Genomic DNA, 21,178 nt, shown 5'->3' with positions numbered 1-21,178 from the left:
GCTGCGACGGCCGACGCTGACCGGCGACGACAGGTTCGGGGCGGTTCGTACCAGGTCGCAGGCGTGCGGGGCACCGCTCAGGTACTCGTTTCCGCCCGGGGGTAGCGGTACGGCAAGATGGGGTGTATCTGCCCACACATCGAATGCCGGACGGTTTCTCTTGGCTGAGTTCATCTACACCATGCGCAAGACGCGCAAGGCGCACGGCGACAAGGTGATCCTCGACGACGTCACCCTGAACTTCCTGCCCGGCGCGAAGATCGGTGTCGTGGGTCCCAACGGCGCCGGCAAGTCGACGGTGCTCAAGATCATGGCCGGTCTGGAGCAGCCGTCGAACGGTGACGCGTTCCTCTCGCCCGGCTACTCGGTCGGCATCCTGCTGCAGGAGCCCCCGCTGGACGAGTCCAAGACCGTGCTGGAGAACGTCCAGGACGGCGTCGGCCCGGTCAAGGCCAAGCTGGACCGGTTCAACGAGATCGCCGAGCTGATGGCGACCGACTACTCCGACGCGCTCCTCGACGAGATGGGCAAGCTGCAGGAGGAACTCGACCACGCCAACGCCTGGGACCTGGACGCCCAGTTGGAGCAGGCGATGGACGCCCTCGGCTGCCCTCCCGGCGACTGGCCGGTGACCAACCTCTCCGGTGGTGAGAAGCGCCGCGTCGCCCTCTGCAAGCTGCTGCTGGAAGCCCCCGACCTGCTGCTGCTCGACGAGCCCACCAACCACCTGGACGCCGAGTCCGTGCAGTGGCTGGAGCAGCACCTGGCCAAGTACGCGGGCACCGTCGTGGCGATCACCCACGACCGGTACTTCCTGGACAACGTCGCCGAGTGGATCCTCGAGCTCGACCGCGGCCGCGCCTACCCGTACCAGGGCAACTACTCCACCTACCTGGAGACCAAGCAGTCGCGTCTGAAGGTCGAGGGCCAGAAGGACGCCAAGCGCGCCAAGCGGCTCAAGGAAGAGCTGGAGTGGGTCCGCTCCAACGCCAAGGGCCGCCAGGCCAAGTCCAAGGCCCGCCTCGCCCGCTACGAGGAGATGGCCGCCGAAGCCGAGAAGATGCGCAAGCTCGACTTCGAGGAGATCCAGATCCCGCCGGGCCCGCGCCTGGGCAACATCGTGGTCGAGGTCGACAACCTCTCCAAGGCGTTCGGCGACAAGGTCCTCATCGACGACCTGTCCTTCACGCTGCCGCGCAACGGCATCGTGGGCGTCATCGGCCCCAACGGCGCCGGCAAGACCACGCTGTTCAAGATGATCCAGGGTCTGGAGTCCCCCGACTCCGGCACGATCAAGGTCGGCGAGACGGTCAAGATCTCCTACGTGGACCAGACCCGCGCCAACATCGACCCCAAGAAGACGCTCTGGGCGGTCGTGTCGGACGAGCTCGACTACATCAACGTCGGGCAGGTCGAGATGCCGTCTCGCGCGTACGTCAGCGCCTTCGGTTTCAAGGGCCCGGACCAGCAGAAGCCGGCCGGTGTCCTCTCCGGCGGTGAGCGCAACCGCCTCAACCTGGCGCTCACCCTCAAGCAGGGCGGCAACCTGCTGCTCCTCGACGAGCCGACCAACGACCTCGACGTCGAGACCCTGTCCTCGCTGGAGAACGCGCTGCTGGACTTCCCCGGCTGCGCCGTGGTCGTCTCCCACGACCGCTGGTTCCTGGACCGGGTGGCCACGCACATCCTCGCCTACGAGGGCGACTCCAAGTGGTTCTGGTTCGAGGGCAACTTCGAGTCGTACGAGAAGAACAAGGTCGAGCGCCTCGGCCCGGACGCGGCCCGGCCGCACCGCGCCACCTACAAGAAGCTCACCCGGGGCTGAGCGGGAGATGGCCCGGCACATCTACCGCTGCCCGATGCGCTGGTCGGACATGGACGCCTTCAGGCACGTCAACAACGTGGTCTTCCTCCGTTACCTGGAGGAGGCCCGGGTCGACTTCATGTTCCGGCTGGCGCCCGGGGAGGGGAGCGCGTCGTTCACGGGCGGGTCGGTCATCGCCCGCCACGAGATCGACTACCTGCGCCCGCTGGTGCACCGGCACGAGCCGGTGACGGTCGAGACCTGGGTGACCAAGGTGGGAGCCGCGTCGCTGACCCTCGCCTACGAGGTCAAGGACCCGGAGACGGTCTATGTGCGCGCCTCCACGGTCGTGGTGCCCTACGACCTCGAGAAGGGCCGGCCGCGCCGGATCACGGCGGAGGAGCGGTCCTTCCTCGAGGAGTACTACGACGACAGCGCCGGGGCGGCCGCCGGCGCCGAAGAGGGGGCAGTCGCCGCATGACGGCACCCCTGCGCCTCGCCGAGGCCAGGGAGGCGGACGGATTCGCCGCCTTCCTGGCCCGGCTGCTCCGCTGGGACAAGGCCGCCGTCGTCCGGTTGCGCGCCTCGGGCACGGCGCTCGCCGTGTTCGGGCAGCCGCCGTTCGGCGCGGGGGTCCTGGCCGTCCGCACCGCTGAACTGGACGAGGACACCGGCGACCTGGACTCGACCGTCTCCGCGGGTCAGCTGCTCGACGGCATCGACGACGTGACGGGCACGGTCGCGGTGCCCGCCTCCGTCACGGGGCCGGCCTGGACGGGTCTCCTCCCGCCGCGCGGCGGCTGGGAGCGGGTGCGGGGCCTGCCGTCCGAGGAGGACGTACGCGCCGTGGCCGCGGCCGCCGTGACCGAGTTCCGCGACCGCAGTGAGGCGCTGCGGCCCGAGAGCCGCACCCGCGCGGAGCTCGACGCCATCGCCGACGACATCTGGTCCCGGCAGCTCGGCGCCACCGGCCTGCCGCTGCGGGTGGTGCACGCCGCCCACGCGCTGGGCTTCCTCCGGCCGGTGCGCACCCCCGTCCCGGCGCCGCGCGCCACGACCGAGCAGCCTGCGGTGCAGCTGCTCGCCGCAGGCCCGTGGCTGCGGCTGCGCACGCCGTACGGCTCCGTCGCGATACGGCGCGGCCCGCAGGGGCTGTCGGTCAGCCCCGTGTGAACGCCCGGGTGACGGTCGCGTGACGGGTCGGGCGACAGGCGCCGTGCTCCGGCCCTGCGGCCGTCAGCCCGGGGTGTTCACCATTGACGCGGCCGCGTAGACCAGGTAGTCCCACAGCTGGCGCTCGTGGTCGGGCTCCAGACCGAGCTCGTCGACCGCGGTGCGCATGTGGCGCAGCCACGCGTCGTGCGCGGCCCGGTCGACCTGGAACGGCGCGTGGCGCATCCGGAGCCGGGGGTGCCCGCGGTTCTCGCTGTACGTGCGGGGGCCGCCCCAGTACTGCATGAGGAACAGACGCATCCGCTCCTCGGCGGGGCCGAGGTCCTCCTCCGGGTACATGGGGCGCAGGATCGGGTCCTCCGCCACGCCTTCGTAGAAGCGGCGGACGAGCCGCCGGAAGGTCGGCTCGCCGCCGACCGCGTCGAAGAACGTCTGCTGCTCGACGGTGCCCCGCGGGATCTCATTCACGCATCCCATGGTCTCAGACGGCCCGCGGTGTCCGAAGGGGGTCACCGTCGCACGGTGGCCGTACGGCAGACAGCGGCTGTTGCGCCGCCGCGGGCGGCTCGGTGACGGGCAGCACCGTCCGGGCCGCGGGAGCCGCCCGCCGCGGTAGGCGCGGGCCCGCTGACCGGGGCGGGCGGGGTTCAGTCGCGGAGGATCGTGATCGTCGTCCAGGCGCCCACGTGCACGCGGTCGCCGTCCGCCAGCGGGACGGGGACGAAGGGGGTGATGGGCTCCTCGTCGCCGTTAAGGGTGGTGCCGTTGGTGGAGCCCTGGTCCACCAACGACCAGCTGCCGTCGGGCTGCTCCACCAGCAGGGCGTGCTTGTGGGAGACGCCCGGGTCCTCGGGTGCCCGGGACAGGTCGATGTCGGGGGCCTCGCCCGTGCTGTGGCGGCGGCGGCCGACGGCGACCCGCGGTCCCCTCAGCGGTATGCGTCGTTCGGGGCTGTACGAGGGGAAGTACAGCCCGCGTGCCTCGGGGCCGCTGCGGGCCATCATGCCGGTGAAGTACTCCCGGTCGGCGGCGACCACGGCGGTCCAGGTGCGCCGGCCCGACAGCCCGGGCCCGGGGTCCGGCAGCCCGGGCGGGGTGAGCAGGAAGTCGTCCGAGCCGACGGTCACCGACTCCGGGGCCAGGGGCTCCGCCGGGCGGTTGATCTGCGACGGGCGGGACATCTGCGACTCGTGGCGCTGGTACGGCGGCTCGTGGCGCTGGTACGGCGGCCCGTCCGGCGGGTAGCCGGGGGAGGAGGGCGGCGCAGGCGGGACGAAGGTCGTCCCGGCCTGGATGACGAAGTTGTAGCGGCACTCCTCGCAGAACTGGGCGTACCCCTCGCGCGGGGTGCCGCAGTCGGGGCAGGGCTCGGCGGCCGCGGTGGCGTCCGGGACGTAGCCGAGCCCGCCCGTGCCACGGCCGTACCCCGGGTCGTAGGGGGCCTCGTGACCATGGGTGTGGGCGGGGGAGTACCCGCCCGAGTACGGCGGTGGCGGCGGGGACTCGCCCGGCACCGCGTACGGGGACGGCGGCGGGGCGGGAACGGGAGGGGGCGGTGGCGCGGACATGCGTATTCCGCACACCTCGCACCAGTCCTCCGTCGCGGACTGGTGACCGTTCGGGCACGTCGACATGTCGCTGCCTCCCCCTTAGCCCCGCTGTGTCTTAGCCCCGCTGTCCCGCTGCTCTATTTCTTCACACGGACGGTCTTCGACGAACGTGTCTCGAGGGTCATCTCGTCCGCGTCGGTGACCCGGGCCTTGAGCCGCACAGTACCCGTCGCCGCGTCCACCACGTCCACGACCTTGGCCAGCAGCTTGGCGGTGTCCTCGTTGCCGGAGGCGCTGGCCAGTTGCACCGCCCGGCCGAGCTTGGCGGTCGCGGAGTCGAGGTCGCCCTGCTTGCGGGCGTCCAGGCCCTGCTGGATGACCTGGGCCAGCTCCGCCTGCCCGGTGTAGTGGGCGACCTGCGGGTTGATCCGCGTCGAGGCCGCCATGTCGTCCGTCCACACCGCCCGCACCAGCCCCTGGCCCAGCACGCGCGCAGTGCCGTCCGGCTGGGGCTGGACGAGGGAGACCCGGGCCGCCAGCATCTCCTGGCCGACGCCGGCCGCCGGCACCACCACGTTGACGTGGTAGTCGCGCGACTCGTCGCCCCAGGAGCCCGTCGGGTAGTCGCCGGCCCGCGGGGCGGCCTGGACGCGGCGGGCGGTGATGTCCTCGACGCTCGGCGCGACCTGCTTGACGTACCGGATCTCCGCGCCCTGCGGGGTCCACAGGCGCAGGGCGACGTCGGCGACCTCCTTGCCCATGGCGGTCTCCATCATCTGCCGGAAGTCCGCCTCCAGGCCGGAGGGGTCGGCGACGATGTCCACGGTGCCGAGCAGCGCGGAGGCGATCCCGGTCAGCTCCTTGACCTCCCAGTCGGTGCCGACGCCGCGCGCGTCGCAGGTGAAGTGGCCGGCGCAGGATTCCAGTGCGGCCCGCAACTGCTCCGGCTTCTCGTGCTCGTTGCGGCCGTCGGTGAGCAGGATGCCGTGCCGTATGGAGGCATCGGCCGTGGCCAGCAGTCGCTGGGCCAGCCGCAGCCAGGAGCCGATCGCCGTGCCGCCGCCGGACGTCAGCCGGCGCAGCGCCTCCTTGGCCTGGCGCCGGGTGTCGGGGTCCGCGACGGCGAGGCCGCCGTTCGCCGGGTAGACCTCCCTGGCCTGGTGGGTGCCGGCCACCACCGCGAAGGCGACACCGTCGCGGATGGTGTCGATGGCGGCGGCGGTCGCCTCACGGGCGCTGCGCATCTTGGTCGGCGGGTACTCCATGGAGCCCGAGCAGTCCACCATGATCACCACGGCGGCCCCGGCCCCGGTCGCGGCTCCGGGGCCCGGCAGCAGTACCTCGCCGGGCCCGTGGGTGGCCAGGGGCAGTCCGCCGGTGGTGCCGCCCCCGGTCGCGGTCACGGTGACGATCGCGTTGACCTCCCGCCCTCCCTCGGGCAGGAACTCGTTCTGGTAGATGTCGACGGAGAACTGCGGCACGTTCGACTTGGAGAAGTTGGCCATCGGGAGTGCTCCTCGCGCTTGTCCGGCCTTCGGAAGGCAGCGGCAGGGACATCAGGGAGAGTTCACGTGGCAGGGAACGGCAGCACGGCGACGGTGATGTTGTCGTGGCCGCCGCCGTCGATGGCGACCCCGACCAGGCTGCGGGCGCAGTGCAGCGGGCGCGTGCGGGCGTCCGAGGGCACCACGGAGGACAACTCCGCGGCCGATTCGGCGTAGTTCCACAGCCCGTCCGTGCACACCACCACCACACCCGGTTCGCCCGGTTCGAAGGAGGCGGTGTGGGGGTCGAGTTCGACGGCGTCCGCGCCGAGCCAGCCGGTGATGGCGTGGGCCCGCTCGTCCGCGTACGCCTCGGCCTGGGTCATCAGGCCCATCGCCACCATGCGCTCGGCCCAGGAGTCGTCCTCGGTCAGCCGGGAGGCCGGGGCGGAGCGGTCGTCGGGGATCCAGTAGGCGCGGCTGTCCCCGATCCAGCCCACGGTGAAGGCCGTGCCGTAGGCGATCGCGCTGACGCAGGTGCACGCAGGCGCGTTGTGGTGGCGCCGGGCCTCCTCCTCGGGGGTCTCGGCCGCCAGGTCCGTCACCGCCCGGGCGGCCACGAGGAGCGCCTCGCGCATCGCCTCCTCGGGGTGGGAGCCGCGGGACAGGGAGCGCACCAGGGAGGTGCGGGCGGTGCCCGCACCGACCTCCGAGGCGTCGTCGGGACGGTACGCGGAGGACACCCCGTCGCACACCACGGCGACGACGGCGGGTGTGCCGTCGGGCAGTGCCGTCGTGCCCAACGCGAAGGCGTCCTCGTTGCGGTGGTGGCGCAGGCCCCGGTCGGTCACGGCGGCGACGCCGCCGACCTCCTGCTCCTGGTGGTCGCGGGGCCGGGGCTGCGCGTGCCCGCAGTGCCGGCAGTAGCCGTCCGGGTCGATCTCGCCCACGCCGCAGGCCACGCACCGTGGCGAGGCCGTCGGTGGGTCGGATGCGGACACGGCCGCGGCCAGCCGGGGGTCGGTGGTCCGTGACCCGGGCAGGCCGGCGGTTCCCGGGCCGAAGGGGAGGGTGTCGGTGTCCATCCCCGGCGGGGCCGGCTCGTACGACTGCGGCTGACCGCCCGGTGGTTCGGGGGCGGCGGCGGGGTCGGGCGGCGCCAGTTCGTACGCGTCCGGTTGCCGGGGCGCGGACAGGTCGGCGCCGCAGACGCCGCAGAACTTGTCTTCGGGTTCCAGAGGCTCGTTGCACTCCGGGCAAACGGTCTCGTGCGGCATGGCGGTTACACCCACGTCCGGGGGCGGAAGCGGTTGGCGCGCTCCACCAGATCGATCCTTGTGCGGCCCTGGTCGGCGAGCCGGGCCAGTACCCGGTACGAGTGTTCCAGGCCGAAGCGCAGCCCCCGTTCGTCCAGGTCCCGGCCCAGGAGCCCGGGCGTGGCGGATTCCGCCGGCAGGGGGCCGGCCGCGCCCTGCCGCCCGGCCAGCACCCAGTCCAGCGCGCTGCCCAGCACTTCGGTGGCCAACTGCTCGCGCAGCCGCGTGTCGAGGCCCAGCCGCTGCAGGTCCTCCACCTGCCGGGCCGCGGCCCGCAGGTGGTCCAGGAGCGGTTCCCGCGGGGCGCGTCCGCGCAGCCGGGCGCGGACGGCCGCGACCCGTGCGGCGGTGTAGTGGATGGAGGACGCGGGGACCGACTCCAGCGTGGTCACCGCCCCGGCCCGGTCGCCCGTGGTGAGCAGCACACGGGCCAGGCCGAAGGCCGCGCTCACATGGCTCTGGTCGGTGGTCCACACGAGCCGGTAGTACTCGGTGGCGTTGTCCCACTGGCCGAGGACCTCGGCGCAGACGCCCAGCGCCAGCTTGGGAGCGATCTCGCCGGGGAAGGCGTCGTAGACCGCGTCGAAGGACAGCGCCGCGGCGCCGTCGTCGCGGGTGACGAGCGCGGCCAGGCCGCAGTGCCACACCACGCGCCAGTCCTCGGGCAGTTCCTCCCGCAGTCCGCGCAGTTCCTCGAGGGCCGCGGGCGCGTCGTCGCCCTCGAGCCGGGCCCGCACCGTGCGCAGCCTCAGCTCGGGGGACCGCACCGGTGCCGCCTGCAGCGCGGCCACCAGCTCGGACGGCGCGGCGGCCGTGAGCCCGGTCAGGAAAGCGGCGTTGGGGTCGGCGGGGTCGACGTGCGGTACGGGGAGCGAGAGCGCCGCCGCCCGCACGTCGAGCGGCGAGACGGCGGGCCCGGTCGCCGCGGGCGCCGGAGCGGTCCGCTGGGCCGGCATGGTGAACGGGGATTTCGCCGCACCGGTGCCGCGGCCACCGGCGCTGTGCCCACCGGTGCCGCGGCCACCGGCGCTGTGCCCACCGGCGCCGTGGCCACCGGCGCTGTGGCCACCGGTGACGGAGGGCGGCGACGCGGGCAGAGCCGGCGCGTCCGGGGCCGAGGGGGCAAGGGCCGCCGCGGTGCCGCTGCGGCGGCCGCCGGAGCCCTTCTGGCCGCGGTCGCCGAGGGCGGAGGCGTCCTTGGCGGGCGGCAGCAGACCGGTGTCGGGGACCCCGAGTTCCGGGCCGAACAAGGGGGACAGCGCGGGCCGCGGCTTGCCGGTGCCGAGCGCCACGACCTCGCGCAGCACGCCCAGCAGTTGCTCGCTCATCTCCTCCGCCGAGGCGAAGCGCCGACCCGGGTCGGGGTCGGTGGCGCGGACCAGCAGCCGGTAGAAGGACTCGTAGCGGGAGAGGACCTCGATGCCGTCCGGGTCCGGCAGGCTGTCCGCGAACGCGTTCGTGTAGCCCTGGAAGTCGAAGGTGAGCACGGCCAGCGTCCGCGCCACCGTGTAGAGGTCCGAGGCGACGGAGGGGCCGAACTCGGGCACTTCGGGCGCCTGGTAGCCGACCGTGCCGTAGATCGGGCTGTCCAGGTCGTCCATCCTGCGGACGGCGCCCATGTCGATGAGTTCCAGCCGGTCCTCCGTCTGGATGGCGTTGTCGATTTTGAAGTCGCAGTAGAGCAGGTTGCGGCTGTGCAGGTGACCGAGGGCGTCCAGCGCCTCGATGGCGTAGGCGATGGCCTGGTCGACGGGGAGCGGCTCACGTCTGCCGTCGGCGCCTCGGCGTTCGTTGGCGATCTCCTTGAGGGACTTGCCGCCGACGTACTCCATGACGATGTAGCCGTCGAGGGTGCCGCCCCGCGGGTCGAGGTGCTCGACGAAGTTGTAGATCCGCACGATGTTGGGGTGTGCGATCTCGGCGAGGAAGCGGCGCTCGGAGACGGCCGCGGCCAGCGCGTCCTCGTCGCCGGTGTCCAGCAGGCCCTTGAGCACCACCCAGCGGTCGTTGACCGCCCGGTCCACGGCCAGGTAGATCCAGCCCAGCCCGCCGTGCGCCAGGCAGCCCACCACCTGGTACTGCCCGTGCACCACGTCGCCCGCCCGCAGCTTGGGCGTGAACGAGTAGGGGTGGCCGCACTTGGTGCAGAAGCCCTCGGTGCGCCCGGGGCGGTCCCCTCGGCTCCGCCCGACCGGAGCCCCGCAGTCGCCCTTGCTGCAGAACCGCTTCCGCTCGGGGACCTGCGGGTCGCGCAGCACGGCGGCCGCCGGGTCGGGACGGGGGATGGGGGGTACGGCCACCAGGCCGGCGCCCAGCTTGCCGCGCGTGGTCCCGCCGGCGCCCGAGTGCGAACTGCGCACGGAGACGGAGGCGGCGCCGCTCGTGCCGCCGCTCAGGGAACGGGACAGCCGTCCCGACACCGAACGGCGCGAGGAACGGAAGGAAGCGCGGGAGAAGCCCGAGGTCCGGGAGGAGCCCGAAGGCTGTGGGGAGCCCGAGGGCCGTGGGGAGACGCCGGAGCCCGGTCCGGTCCCGGCGGCACCGGACGGCTGTGACGGCTGCGACGGCTGCGACGGATGCGAGGGCTGCGACCGCTGCGAGGCAGGCGGCGACCCCGCCCGCCCGCCCCGGCCGGCGGCCGTCCCCGCCTCGGCGGCGAGCGGCGCCAGCCCGCACGTGTCGCAGAACAACGCGCCGCCCCCCACGTCCTCGATCGTCCCGTCGCAGCCAGGACGCTGACAGCTCATCGTGCATCCCCCCTGTGGTCGGCGGCTTTCGGCTGTCCCGGCACCAGTGCCTCGGCGACGGCCTGCTGATAGCGCAGCAGCGCGTTCTCCGCGGCACGCAGGTCGCACGGCGCGCTCCACAGCAGACGCCGCGCGTGGTCGTACCGCTCCATCAGGAGCGGGTCCTCGGCCATGCCGAGGCGCGCCACCTTGGCCCGATAGGCGTCGAGCCGGCCGCGCAGCTCGGCGCGGACGGCCAGCGGCGCGGTGACCGCGGTCAGCGAGTCGCGGGCGCGCAGCAACTCGTCGTCGGCGCGCTGTTCGAGACCGTCCAGCAGCGGCGACAGCAGGTGCCACTGACCGCTCCTGCGGAGGTCGACGGCGGCGGAGAGCTGTTCCTGCAGCGCGACCGGCGCGCCGCTGACCGCGGGCACCTCCGAGGCCGCGATCTTGGCGAGCACCTCGACGCGGGCGCTGCGTGCCTCGGTGAGGGTGAGGTCGGCGCGCGAGAGGACGTCCCGCAGCCGCGTCAGCCGGTGGTCGGCGTCGTCACGGACGTGCAGGACGGCCTCGACCTCACGCCGTATGTCCTCCAGCGCCCTCCCGGCCCGGTCGTAGCGGCCCGTGTCGGGCCGGCCGCCCGACCAGAAGGCGAGTGGGTCGGAGAGGACCTCGACGCGCAGCACGGCCAGCGAGTCCAGCATTCCGGCGAGGTCGTCGCCCGCGGGATGGGTGCCGGGGCGCACCCCGACGGACTCGGCGAGGGCACGGATGCGGTGCGCCTCCGCGACCAGCAGGTCGATGCGCGCGGGCAGCGCCGACCACACCGCGTCGGCGGCGGACACCACCTCCAGCACCTGCGCGTACCATTCGTTCATCCGTGCCAGCAGCTGCTCCAGACTGAGCCGTTCGCTCAGCCGGGCCGGACCGGTCAGACCCCGTGCGGCCTCCGGCACGGCACCGCCGGAGACGGTGACGCCGCTGCCGCGCAGCAACTCGGTCAGCTCCCGCAGTTCGCTCTGGGTGGGCCAGCGGCGGCGGCCGCGCAGGCCCCGGGCGGTGGCCAGGGCCTCGCTGTAGGCGTCGAAGTGCGCCCACAGCAGGGCTATGGCCTGCTCGGCGGCGGCCCAGCGCTCCTTGGTGGCACCGCTGAGCTCCGCGCCCTCCAGCAGCCTGCGGCCCGAGTGGTCCTGCAGGGCGAGCAGGGTCGCCTCGATCGCGTCCCGCTCGTCCGCGAGCCGGGCCAGGGCGCGGTCGACGTCCTCACGGCTCATCGCCGGTCCCGATGGTCCCGCGACCGCCATCGCACCTTCCTCCCTTCCCCGCCGGTCTCCCGTGCTTCCCGCTGCCCTAGTCCCTGTAGAGCGGCTTCGGCGGCCCGGTGACGCCCGGAAGGTCCGCCTCCAGCCAGCTACGGTATGCCCGCATCCACCGGCTGTCCGGCCCCCCGCCGCGGTAGTCCGCCAGCACCTTGCTGACCCGGCGCACCAGGTCTGTGTCCTGCTCGTTCATCGCCACGCCGTAGTACTCGGTGGTGACCGGGGTGCCCACCAGCCGCACCGCCGGGTCCTGGGCGGCCTGGGCGGCGCCGAGCGCGTTGTCGGTGAACACGGCGTCGGCCTCGCCGAGTTGCAGCTTCACCAGGCAGTCCAGTTGGCTGTCCACGAGGACGACGCGGGGCCGCAGCCGGTCCTTCACCTTCTCCAGTTCGCTCTCGGCCGTGCTGCCCCGCGCGAAGCAGATCCGTTTCCCGCTCACGGAGGAGTCCAACCCCCTGACGGTGGAACCCTGACGGGGGACCAGCAGTTGCTGACCGACCTCGAAGTAGGCGGTGGAGAAGGCGATGTGCCGCTTCCTGATCCGTTCGCAGGTGATGCTCACGGTGCCCACGACCATGTCCACGTCGCGTTCGTTGACGGCGTCGAAGCGCTTGGCCGTCGGCACGCTCTTGTAGACGATGGCGTCCTCGCTGCCGAGGATGTCCTCGGCGATGGCCTTGGCCAGGTCGATGTCGAAACCGACGATCTTCCGGGAGACCGGGTCGCGGTAGCTCCAGCGGTAGCCGTTCTGGTCGACCCCGACGATCAGCTTGCCGCGCTTCCTGATCCGCTCGATCGCCGGACCGCTCGCCGCGGACGGCCGCAGGCTCGCCTCCGGGTGGCCGCCGCAGTCGTCATCGGCCGCGGCGTTCGCCGGCGCGACGGCGGGTGTCCCGGCAGCCGCCGTTCGCGTCTCCGGCTGCTCCGGCCCCGTGCCCTCCCGCGGCGGCAGCACGGCGCCGGCGGCCGCGGCCGCGACCAACGCGGCCGCGACCAACGCGGCCGCGCAGCCCACGGCCGCCCAGCCCCGCACGCGCCGCCCGCCCTCCTCGTGCTCCTTCACACGTCCCATCGGCGGACTCCCCCCGCTCATCGGTACTCCGACAGCCGGCGCCCTATGCCGAGCACCGCGCCCGCGGCGCCGAGCACCGCCAGCAGCGCGGCCCCCGGAACCAGCCCGTCCAGCGCGCCGCGCCCCTCGGCGGCGGCCTGTTCGAACTCGCGCTGCTCGTGGCCGACGGCACGGGCGAGTTCGCTGTCGACCCGGTCGAAGCAGAAGCCGGTGTACTGCTCGGGCCGACTGCCGTCCGCGTACGTGCCGCCGATCGTCTGCGCCACGGCGTCCAGGTAGTCGCCCGCGTCCTCCTTCTCGCGGGCCTCGCCGCGCAGCTCCCACCAGGCCTTCGCGGCCTTCATCGCGGAGGTGACGCTTCCCCGGCCCCGCTCGTCGTCGGCGAGGTGGAGCGCCTGCGCCAGCAGGCCCGTGCGCCCGTCGGCCTCCGTGCCCGCCAGGCCCTGCAACTGCTCGTCGTAGGCCGCGCTGTAGGCGTCCCCGGCGCCGCGGGCCACGAGCGTCAGGTTCTCGTTGCCGCGGGCCTGCAGGGACTGGATCCGGGCCTCGTTGAGGACCTGCAGCGACTGCGCCCCGTGTGTGTGGGAGTCCTCGAGGTGCGCGCGGGCGACGCTGTGCCCCGCGACCAGCCACAGCAGCACCGCGGCGGTGGCCACCGTGCCGGCCAGCATGCCGGGGCTGAGCACCCGTCGGGTCCGCCGGTACGAGCGCCGCTGCGCCCACACCAGCGCGGCGAGCGCGGCGAGGCCGAGCGCCCAGGCGGCCAGCGGACGCCTCCCGGCGTCCTCGTAGTCCGCGTTCAGCCGCGCGGTCTCGAACGTCCACAGCTGCTTGGCGTCCGGAAGGATCTCGTCGCTCATCATCTCGTTGGCGCGCCGCAGGTACGCCCCGCCCACCGGGAAGCCCTGGCGGTTGTTGGCGCGGGCCCGCTCGACCAGGCCGGTGTAGACCGACAGCCGCTCGTTCAGCCGCTCCAGGCGGGCCCGCGCCTGCGTCGAGTCCTGCGAACTGGCCGCCGCCTCCGCGATGTTCCGCGAGGCGATCCGGATGTCACGGGTGTAGCGCTCGCGGTCCTGCTCGGGGTCGTCGCCACCGGCGAGGAAGCCGCCGGCGGCGGTGGCGTCCGCGTCGGCGAGCGAGCGGTAGATGTCCGCCGCGCGGGCGCTCAGCGGCCCGCTGTGCCGGATCACGTCGTCGGCCGCGGCGGCCCGTTCGGTGATCTGCCAGGCCGTCACCGCGCCGAAGGCGACGACGAGCAGGGCCAGCAGCGCCCCGATGATCCGCAGCCGTCCAGGTTCCGTGGTGGCCGCGGCGCGCCACGCGCGCGGCCGTTCCACCCAAGCCCGTGGGCGCCCGCCGCCGGGTGCGGGTGTGTCCGCCCGCACGGTCGGCGACTGCGTCCTCATCGGCGTCCGTGTCACCTGCCGGCCCTCCCCCCGACCCGTTCCCCCGCGCGTACGCGCGACGAGCCCATGACCAGCAGTATGGCCGTCGTCACCGACATCCACCCAGGGATTGGGTGGATCTTGCGGTCCGCACCGCCTGTCTGCCGCCCGCAGGGTCCCCCGCGCACCACCGCCTTGGGAATCACCACGCATGGGTGAGTGTGTTCGGTTCCCCGGCGTACGCCCGGTTATGCCACGGAGCCCACCGTTTCGAGTCGCGCCCGCAGCCGCGTGTGCGCCTCGGCGGGCGCGCCGGTGCGGTCCAGGCCCAATAGTGCGGCGCCGAGGACCGGCGGCGATGTGACGACTTTGGGAGCCGCCTTGGGCGCCGAGACGGCCAGCAGGTAGGTCACGGAGTCCAGCAGCAGCGGATGGCGGGCGGCCAGCACCCCGCCGCCGAGGACGACGTCGGTCTCCTCGTCGAGAAGGCCGAGCCGGCGCAGCGCGACCGTGGCCATCACCACGATCTCCTCGGCCTGCCGTTCCACGATGGCCCGGGCGACCGGGTCGCCGCCTTGCGCGGTGGCGAAGAGCACGGGCGTCAGCTCGTGCTTGCGGGCGAGGGCGATGTGCCCCAGGTGCAGCGCCTCGATCAGTGCGTACATCGAGGTCAGGCCGAAGTGCCCGGGCAGCGTGGCCGCGAGCGCGGTGGCGCCGCCGCGCCCGTCCTCGGCGCGCGCCGCCCACCACAGGGCCTCGTCGGCCAGGCCCGCCCCGCCTCCCCAGTCGCCTGACAGGTGGCCGATGGCGGGGAAGCGCGCCGTACGGCCGTCCGGCAGCATGCCCGCGCAGTTGATGCCCGCGCCGCACACCACGGCGACCCCGCGGGGCTCGTCGACACCGGCGCGCAGCAGAGCGAAGGTGTCGTTGGCGACGCGGGTGCCCTCGCCCCAGCCGCGGGCGTGGACGGCGCTCTCGAGCTGCTGCTCCTCGACGGGCAGGTCGGCGTTGGCCAGGCACGCGGAGACGTGCCGCACCAGCGGCTGCCCGGGGCGCGGGGAGAGGCCGGCGGCGGCGGCCGCCCGCCCGACGATGCGGGCGATCACCTCGACCGCCGCCTCGGTGCCCGTGGTCTGCGGCTGGAACCCGCCGCCGCGGGCGGTGCCGAGCACCGTCCCGTCGGCGGCGACGAGTGCGACGTCGGTCTTGCTGTTGCCCGCGTCGACGGCGAGCACGCCGTCGGCGACGAGAGGGTTCAGGCCCACGCGAGGTGCTCCCTGTTGTGCGCGATCAGACGGTCGGTCAGGGCTTCGGCGTACTCGTACTGGCCGACGAGGGGGTGCGACAGCAGGGCCTTGAAGACCCGGTCGCGTCCGCCGTGCACGGCGGCGGTCAGCGCCAGGTCCTCGTAGGCGGTGACGTTCGCGACCAGCCCGGCGAACAGGGGCTCCAGGGGCGGCACGGGCAGCGGGCGCGTCCCGTTCGCGTCCACGGTGGCCGGGATTTCGATGACCGCGTCGTCGGGGAGGAAGGGGAGGGTTCCGTTGTTGAGGGCGTTGACGACCTGCACGTCGCCGGTGTCCCGCAGCAGGGAGGAGGCGAGGGCCACAGCGGCCTCGGAGTAGTAGGCGCCGCCGCGACGGGCGAGCAGCTCCGGCTTCTCGTCGAGGGTCTCGTCCCCGTACATCTCCAGCAGCTCCGTCTCGATGGCGGCCACCTCGGCGGCCCGGGAGGGCCGGGTGCGCAGCTCCCTCACGACCTCGTCGTGGGCGTAGTAGTAGCGCAGGTAGTAGGAGGGCACCACGCCCAGCCGGTCCAGCACCGCGCGCGGCAGACGGAGGTCGGCGGCGACGGCGTCGCCGTGCTCGGCGAGCAGCTTCGGCAGCACGTCCTCGCCGGCCGGGCCACCGATCCGCACCGCGCGTTCCCAGGTGAGGTGGTTGAGGCCCACATGGTCGAGGTGGACCTGCTCGGGCGCCACGCCGAGCAGCCCGGCGAACTTCCGCTGGAAGCCGATGGCGACGTTGCACAGGCCGACGGCCTTGTGCCCGGCCTGCAGCAGGGCGCGGGTGACGATGCCGACGGGGTTGGTGAAGTCGATGATCCAGGCGTCGGGGGCGGCCCGCCGGACCCGCTCGGCGATGTCCAGCACCACCGGCACCGTGCGCAGCGCCTTGGCGAGTCCCCCCGCGCCGGTCGTCTCCTGGCCGACGCAGCCGCACTCCAGCGGCCATGCCTCGTCCTGCGCCCGGGCGGCCTGGCCGCCGACGCGCAGCTGCAGCAGGACGGCGTCGGCGCCGTGGACGCCCGCGTCCAGGTCCGTGGTGGTGGTCACGGTGCCGGGGTGGCCCTGGCGGGCGAGGATGCGCCGGGCGAGCCCGCCGACCAGTCGCAGCCGGTCCTCGGCGGGGTCGACCAGGACCAGTTCCTCGACCGGAAGGGTCTCCCGCAGACGGGCGAACCCGTCGATGAGTTCGGGGGTGTACGTGGACCCGCCGCCCACGACCGCGAGCTTCAACCTTTGACTCCCGTCAATGTCACGCCTTCGATGAAGGCCTTTTGCGCGAAGAAGAAGACGACGATCACGGGTGCCATGACCAGCACCGTGGCGGCCATCGTCAGGTTCCAGTCAGTGTGGTGCGCGCCCTTGAAGGACTCCAGGCCGTAGCTCAGGGTCCAGGCGGCGGGGTTCTCGCTCGCGTAGATCTGCGGGCCGAAGTAGTCGTTCCAGCAGTAGAAGAACTGGAACAGCGCCGCTGCCGCGATGGCCGGCTTCGCCATCGGCAGCACGACGCGCAGCATCGTGCGCAGTTCGCCGCAGCCGTCGACCTTCGCCGCGTCGGTGTACTCCTTGGGGATGGTGAGCAGGAACTGCCGGAGCAGGAAGATGGTGAAGGCGTCGCCGAAGGCCATCGGGATGATCAGCGGCCACAGGGTGCCGGACAGGTGCAACTGCTTCGCCCAGAACAAGTACATGGGCACGATGACGACCTGCGGGGGCAGCATCATCGTGGCGATCACGAGCATCAGTGACAGATGGCGCCCGCGGAAGCGGAACCTTGCCAGGGCGTAGGCGACCGGCGTGCTGGAGACGACGGTCAGCACCGTCCCGAGGCCCGCGTACAGCAGCGTGTTGCGCCACCAGGTGAGGAAACCGGGGGTGTCCCAGACGGTGGCGAAGTTCCCCCACTCCCAGGTCCTCGGCCACAGGTCGCGGGTGAGGGCCTGGTTGTCGCTCATCACCGCTGTGAGAAGAACGAAGACGAACGGAAGGACGAAGAAGAGCGCGGCGGCGATCCCCAGGGCGTGCACCGCGATCCAGCGCAGTGCCGCCCTGCGGGCGGCCGCGCGCCGGGCGCCGGAGGGGAGGCCGGTGGCGGGCGTCGTGGCGGAAGGGGCGAGGGTGGCGTGAGTGGTCATCGGCGTCAGTCCTCCGCCGTCAGGAAGCCGCTGCGGCGGCGCATCAGGAGCGCGGTGAAGGCCATGGCCAACGCGAAGAGCACGAGGGCGACGACACAGGCCGCACCGGTGTCGAAGCGCTGGAAGCCGAGGTTGTAGACCAGCTGCGGCAGCGTCAGCGTGGACTTGTCCGGGTAGCCGGGCTCGAACTGCTGGCCAGAACCGCCGATGACGCCGCTGGCGACCTTTCCGGCGACCAGGGGCTGCGTGTAGTACTGCATCGTCTGGATCACCCCGGTCACGACGGCGAACATCACGATGGGGGAGATGTTCGGCAGCGTGACGTAGCGGAACCGCGCCCAGGGACCGGCCCCGTCCAGCTCGGCGGCCTCGTACTGCTCCTTGGGCACGTCGAGGAGCGCCGCCATGAAGATGACCATGAGGTCGCCGATGCCCCACAGAGCCAGCAGGGTGAGGGCGGGCTTGGACCAGGACGGGTCGTTGAACCAGCCGGGCGTGGGCAGGCCGGCCGTGTCCAGCAGGTGGTCGACCGGTCCGGTGCCGGGGTTGAGCAGGAAGGCGAAGGCCATCGTCGCGGCGACCGGCGGGGCCAGATAGGGCAGGTAGAACGCGGTGCGGAACAGCCCCGCACCCGTCTTGACCTTCGTGATCAGCAGCCCGATCCCGAGCCCGAACACGACCCGCAGACTGACCATGACCACGACCAGCCACAGGGTGTTGCGCAGGGCCGGCCAGAGATACGGGTAGTCGCCGAAGACGTACGACCAGTTCCTGACGCCGTTCCAGGTCGGCGCCGTGAAGCCGTCGTACTTCATGAAGGAGAAGTAGACGGTCGAGACCAGGGGATAGGCGAAGAAGACGCCGAAGCCGATCACCCAGGGCGACATGAAGGCGAGGGTGCGAAGCGCCTCACGGCGGCGCCTCGCCCTCAGCATCGGGTGGACGGTGGTCATCAGCGGGCCTGCGCGATGTCCTTGTCGACCTGCTCGTCGACGCCCTTGAGGCCGGCGGCCAGGTCGGTCTGCTTGCCCGCCTCATAGGCGTAGCCGAAGTCCTGCAGCGTCAGTTGGTAGGTGCCGCCGTTGACGCTGGCGGGGGTGGTGGTGCTGTGGGGGTTCTGCGCGATCTCCACGAAGGTGCGGAAGTGGGGATCAGCGTCCAGCTCCGGCGACTTCAGGGCCGCAAGCGTGGACGGCACGTTGTGGATGGCGTTGGCGAAGCCCACCACCGCGCGGGTGTCGGTGGTCATGTACTTCACCAGCTCCCAGGCGGCGTTCTTCTTGGCGCTGGTGTTGGCGACGCCGATGATCGTGCCCGACAGGTAGCCCTTGCCGTAGGTGTCGGCCTGGTCGTCCGGCACGGGGAAGGGGGCGACGCCGATCTCGAACGGCACACCGGCCTCCTCGGCCATGCCGGCCCGCCACTCGCCGTCGATGGCCATGGCCACCTGGCCGGTGTGGAAGGGGTTCTTGGCGCCCCACTCGTCACCGAAGGACGACCGGTACTTCTCCAGCTTCCGGTAACCGCCGAGCGCCTTCACCATGTCCTGCTGCCAGGTGAACATGACGGCGAACCCCGGGTCCTTGGCGATGTTCGACCTGCCCTCGGCGTCGAAGTACTCCGCCTCCCACTGTGCGGCCAGGTGCATGGCGGTGGACTCGTAGCCGTGGAAGTTCGGCATGAAGCCGAGTTGACCGTAGGAGTCGCCCTTGCTCTTGGTGAGCTTGACCGCGTCGGCCTTGAACTCCGAGAGCGTCTTCGGCGGGGCGGAGATGCCGGCGGCCCTGAAGGCGTCCTTGTTGTAGTAGAGGCCGTAGGCGTCGCCGAGCAGCGGCAGTGTGCAGCGCTTCCCCTCGAACTGGGTGTACTCCAGCATCGGCTCGGGGAAGGTCGCGGCCGGGTCGATGTCCGACTTCTCCAGGAACGGATCCAGGTCGGCGAAGGCGTTGGAGGAGCAGAACTTTCCGACGTTGTCAGTAGTGAAGGAGGAGACGACGTCGGGGGCGTTGGGACCGCCGGCCCGCAGCGCCTGGTTGATCTTGTCGTCGGTGATGTTGCCCTGCACCTTGACGTGGATGGTGGGGTGGGCCTTCTCGAACGCCTTGACGTTGGCGTCGATGGCCTTCACCTCGCTGGGAGCGGACCAGCCGTGCCAGAAGGTGATGGTCACGTCCTTGGTGGGGTCGTCGCCTGCGGTGGTGTTGGCGGAGCCCGTGCACGCGCTCGTCAACAGGGTCATCGCGGCGGCTGCCGCGACAGCGGCCGCGGCCGTCTTGGTGGTACCGGACACTTCGCTTCCTCCGGGGGACTTCGGGCGGTTCGGGGGTGTGCGAGACCGGCGGAGGGACCCAGGGGGTCCGTCCGCTGTGTGCGGGTGCGAGTGCGGGTGGTGCGGCAGGGGGTGCGGCGGGTGGGCTGTCGCGGTCAGCGCGAGGTGTCGAACACCTCGTCGCGGGTGGTGGCCAGGGCGCTCTGCAGCGCCCCGGAGAGGACGGGGTCGTCCGGTACGCCGCCGAGCACCAGCCGGGGCCGGGGCACGGCCAGTTCGGCCAGTTCGGACTGGACCAGGGAGCGCAGCGGCTCCCCGCCCGCGGCGATCACCCCGCCGGCCAGGACGATCAGCCCGGGATCGAGGACGGTCACCAGCGAGGCCAGCCCGACGGCGAGCCCCGTGGCGAAGCGCCGCAGCAGTTCCGTGTGCGCGTCGCCACCGGAGTCACCGGACTCCGCCGCGGCGGCGAGCAGCGCCGAGGCGCCCTCGGCCTGCGACCCCCGCGGCACGGGCAGTCCCAGCTCCCGCGCGATGCGCAGCACCGCGTTGCAGCCGGCCAGTTCCTGGAAGCCGCCGGCGTTGGCCTTGGCGACGTGCCGGACCAGCGGGGTTCCCGGCACCGGCATGAAGCCGACCTCGCCGGCCCCGCCCGTCCAGCCGCGGTGCAGCCGGCCACCGATCACGATGGCCGCGCCGATGCCCTCCTCGTTCCACAGCAGGACGAAGTCGTCGTGGCCCCGGGCCGCGCCGAGCCGCTGCTCGGCGACGGCGGCGAGGTTCACGTCGTTGTCGTACTCCAGGGGAACGGGCAGGGCGGCGGCCAGTTCGTCCAGGAGGGCGGGGGAGTGCCAGCCGGGCAGGTGGCTGGCGTAGCGCAGCCGGCCGGTGCTGGGGTCGAAGGCGCCCGGGGTGCCGACGACGACCCGGTGCAGGTCGGCCAGGTGCAGTCCGGCGTCCGTGACCGCGCCGTCGACGGCCTGGACGACCTGTTCGACGGCGCCGCCCAGGCCGCGCCGTCCCCGGCCGGGGGTGGCGAGCTCGAAGACGCCGGTCACCCGGCCGGTGATGTCGGCGACGGCGGCGCGGATGCGGTCGGTGGTCACGTCGAGGCCGGCGACGTGCGCGGCCGCGGGGTTGACGGCGTACAGCTGGGCGTTGGGCCCCGGCCGTCCGGCGGTCGTACCGGTGGCGAGGACCAGTCCGGCCGCCTCGAGACGGGCGAGCAGCTGGGAGGCGGTGGGCTTGGACAGACCGGTGAGCTTGCCGATCCGGGTGCGGGAGAGCGGGCCGTGTTCGATGAGAAGGTCGAGAGCGGCGCGGTCGTTCATCGCCCGCAGCACCCGCGGTGTGCCGGGGATGCCGGGCGTTCCCGGGCTCGTGGGGGGACCGGCCACGGTCTCGCCCTCCTCCTTGCGACGGCTCGCGCGTGCCTGATGAGCGCAGTAGTGGTTAGGAAACTTTCCTGTTGGTGTGCGAGCACCGTAGGGGCCCGTGGCCGGAGCGTCAAGGGCCTGTGCCGGGAGGGCGCCGAAGCGTCACCGGCGGCGGGCAGGGAAAAGGGGCGCCGGTCGGTGACCGGCGCCCCTTGGTGGCCGCTGTCCGCTACTTGACGGTGCTCGGCTGGGAAGGCGACGGCGCCGGGGCCAGCGGCTGCGCG

Annotated in this window: 17 protein-coding genes; 3 read left to right on the top strand and 14 right to left on the bottom strand. The window is 72.8% G+C overall.

The window, feature by feature from the left end; translation table 11 throughout:
* Positions 1 to 160 precede the first annotated feature (160 nt).
* The 3 genes from ettA to AC3ET4_RS04355 are packed head-to-tail and all read left to right on the top strand — an operon-like array spanning position 161 to position 2,977.
* Positions 161 to 1,825, top strand: a complete 1,665-nt coding sequence (gene ettA, locus AC3ET4_RS04365) for an energy-dependent translational throttle protein EttA (protein ID WP_431946070.1) — start codon at positions 161 to 163, stop codon at positions 1,823 to 1,825.
* Positions 1,826 to 1,832: 7 nt separating this feature from the next.
* On the top strand, positions 1,833 to 2,285 hold the full coding sequence (locus tag AC3ET4_RS04360; protein WP_431946068.1) for an acyl-CoA thioesterase: 453 nt from the start codon (positions 1,833 to 1,835) through the stop codon (positions 2,283 to 2,285).
* Positions 2,282 to 2,977 carry a DUF8185 domain-containing protein gene (locus tag AC3ET4_RS04355; RefSeq protein WP_431946066.1) on the top strand — a complete coding sequence of 232 codons (696 nt, stop codon included), beginning with the start codon at positions 2,282 to 2,284 and terminating at the stop codon, positions 2,975 to 2,977. The genes AC3ET4_RS04360 and AC3ET4_RS04355 overlap by 4 nt, the downstream gene beginning before the upstream one ends.
* A gap of 63 nt (positions 2,978 to 3,040) precedes the next feature.
* On the opposite strand, the gene AC3ET4_RS04350 is transcribed toward AC3ET4_RS04355, so the two are convergent.
* The 14 genes from AC3ET4_RS04350 to AC3ET4_RS04285 all read right to left on the bottom strand — a co-directional run bounded on the left by AC3ET4_RS04350 (position 3,041) and on the right by AC3ET4_RS04285 (position 20,849).
* Positions 3,041 to 3,454 carry a globin gene (locus AC3ET4_RS04350; RefSeq protein ID WP_431946064.1) on the bottom strand — a complete coding sequence of 138 codons (414 nt, stop codon included), beginning with the start codon at positions 3,452 to 3,454 and terminating at the stop codon, positions 3,041 to 3,043.
* A gap of 170 nt (positions 3,455 to 3,624) precedes the next feature.
* Complete coding sequence (locus AC3ET4_RS04345; protein WP_431946062.1) at positions 3,625 to 4,611, bottom strand: FHA domain-containing protein; 987 nt, start codon at positions 4,609 to 4,611, stop codon at positions 3,625 to 3,627.
* A gap of 53 nt (positions 4,612 to 4,664) precedes the next feature.
* Positions 4,665 to 6,032 carry a vWA domain-containing protein gene (locus AC3ET4_RS04340; RefSeq protein WP_431946060.1) on the bottom strand — a complete coding sequence of 456 codons (1,368 nt, stop codon included), beginning with the start codon at positions 6,030 to 6,032 and terminating at the stop codon, positions 4,665 to 4,667.
* A 62-nt stretch (positions 6,033 to 6,094) separates the two neighbouring features.
* Positions 6,095 to 7,288, bottom strand: a complete 1,194-nt coding sequence (locus AC3ET4_RS04335; RefSeq protein WP_431946058.1) for a PP2C family protein-serine/threonine phosphatase — start codon at positions 7,286 to 7,288, stop codon at positions 6,095 to 6,097.
* Between the two features lie 5 nt (positions 7,289 to 7,293).
* Positions 7,294 to 10,074, bottom strand: a complete 2,781-nt coding sequence (locus tag AC3ET4_RS04330) for a serine/threonine-protein kinase (protein WP_431946056.1) — start codon at positions 10,072 to 10,074, stop codon at positions 7,294 to 7,296.
* Positions 10,071 to 11,327, bottom strand: coding sequence for a hypothetical protein (locus tag AC3ET4_RS04325; RefSeq protein ID WP_431946054.1), 1,257 nt, complete (start codon positions 11,325 to 11,327; stop codon positions 10,071 to 10,073). Before AC3ET4_RS04325 ends, AC3ET4_RS04330 begins: the two co-directional genes overlap by 4 nt.
* 76 nt (positions 11,328 to 11,403) lie before the next feature.
* Positions 11,404 to 12,444 carry a glutamate ABC transporter substrate-binding protein gene (locus tag AC3ET4_RS04320; RefSeq protein WP_431946052.1) on the bottom strand — a complete coding sequence of 347 codons (1,041 nt, stop codon included), beginning with the start codon at positions 12,442 to 12,444 and terminating at the stop codon, positions 11,404 to 11,406.
* 17 nt (positions 12,445 to 12,461) lie between these two features.
* Positions 12,462 to 13,781, bottom strand: coding sequence for a hypothetical protein (locus tag AC3ET4_RS04315; RefSeq protein ID WP_431946050.1), 1,320 nt, complete (start codon positions 13,779 to 13,781; stop codon positions 12,462 to 12,464).
* Between the two features lie 296 nt (positions 13,782 to 14,077).
* Positions 14,078 to 15,094 carry an N-acetylglucosamine kinase gene (locus AC3ET4_RS04310; protein ID WP_431946048.1) on the bottom strand — a complete coding sequence of 339 codons (1,017 nt, stop codon included), beginning with the start codon at positions 15,092 to 15,094 and terminating at the stop codon, positions 14,078 to 14,080.
* Entirely contained in the window at positions 15,085 to 16,347 is a 1,263-nt protein-coding gene (locus AC3ET4_RS04305; RefSeq protein ID WP_488175904.1) for a 6-phospho-beta-glucosidase, read from the bottom strand. The genes AC3ET4_RS04310 and AC3ET4_RS04305 overlap by 10 nt, the downstream gene beginning before the upstream one ends.
* Positions 16,344 to 17,249, bottom strand: a complete 906-nt coding sequence (locus AC3ET4_RS04300) for a carbohydrate ABC transporter permease (protein ID WP_431946046.1) — start codon at positions 17,247 to 17,249, stop codon at positions 16,344 to 16,346. Before AC3ET4_RS04300 ends, AC3ET4_RS04305 begins: the two co-directional genes overlap by 4 nt.
* Positions 17,250 to 17,254: 5 nt before the next feature.
* Positions 17,255 to 18,202 (bottom strand): carbohydrate ABC transporter permease, encoded by a 948-nt coding sequence (locus AC3ET4_RS04295; RefSeq protein WP_431946044.1) that lies wholly within the window; start codon positions 18,200 to 18,202, stop codon positions 17,255 to 17,257.
* Entirely contained in the window at positions 18,202 to 19,539 is a 1,338-nt protein-coding gene (locus tag AC3ET4_RS04290; protein ID WP_431946042.1) for an ABC transporter substrate-binding protein, read from the bottom strand. The genes AC3ET4_RS04295 and AC3ET4_RS04290 overlap by 1 nt, the downstream gene beginning before the upstream one ends.
* A 134-nt stretch (positions 19,540 to 19,673) precedes the next feature.
* A complete protein-coding gene (locus AC3ET4_RS04285; protein WP_431946238.1) occupies positions 19,674 to 20,849 on the bottom strand; it encodes an ROK family transcriptional regulator in 1,176 nt (391 codons plus the stop codon).
* Positions 20,850 to 21,178 lie beyond the last annotated feature (329 nt).

The organism is Actinacidiphila sp. bgisy167 (genome assembly GCF_057707665.1).
The sequence above is the reverse complement of the archived record's forward strand: the minus strand, read 5'-3'. Positions and strand labels throughout refer to the sequence as shown.

Bases quoted from the DNA above. Each gene is read 5' to 3' on its own strand.
- AC3ET4_RS04360 (WP_431946068.1), top strand. From the start codon at position 1,833: ATGGCCCGGCACATCTACCGCTGCCCGATGCGCTGGTCGGACATGGAC.
- AC3ET4_RS04355 (WP_431946066.1), top strand. From the start codon at position 2,282: ATGACGGCACCCCTGCGCCTCGCCGAGGCCAGGGAGGCGGACGGATTC.
- AC3ET4_RS04350 (WP_431946064.1), bottom strand. From the start codon at position 3,454: ATGGGATGCGTGAATGAGATCCCGCGGGGCACCGTCGAGCAGCAGACG.
- AC3ET4_RS04345 (WP_431946062.1), bottom strand. From the start codon at position 4,611: ATGTCGACGTGCCCGAACGGTCACCAGTCCGCGACGGAGGACTGGTGC.
- AC3ET4_RS04340 (WP_431946060.1), bottom strand. From the start codon at position 6,032: ATGGCCAACTTCTCCAAGTCGAACGTGCCGCAGTTCTCCGTCGACATC.
- AC3ET4_RS04335 (WP_431946058.1), bottom strand. From the start codon at position 7,288: ATGCCGCACGAGACCGTTTGCCCGGAGTGCAACGAGCCTCTGGAACCC.
- AC3ET4_RS04330 (WP_431946056.1), bottom strand. From the start codon at position 10,074: ATGAGCTGTCAGCGTCCTGGCTGCGACGGGACGATCGAGGACGTGGGG.
- AC3ET4_RS04325 (WP_431946054.1), bottom strand. From the start codon at position 11,327: ATGAGCCGTGAGGACGTCGACCGCGCCCTGGCCCGGCTCGCGGACGAG.
- AC3ET4_RS04320 (WP_431946052.1), bottom strand. From the start codon at position 12,444: ATGGGACGTGTGAAGGAGCACGAGGAGGGCGGGCGGCGCGTGCGGGGC.
- AC3ET4_RS04300 (WP_431946046.1), bottom strand. From the start codon at position 17,249: ATGACCACTCACGCCACCCTCGCCCCTTCCGCCACGACGCCCGCCACC.
- AC3ET4_RS04295 (WP_431946044.1), bottom strand. From the start codon at position 18,202: ATGACCACCGTCCACCCGATGCTGAGGGCGAGGCGCCGCCGTGAGGCG.
- AC3ET4_RS04285 (WP_431946238.1), bottom strand. From the start codon at position 20,849: ATGAACGACCGCGCCGCTCTCGACCTTCTCATCGAACACGGCCCGCTC.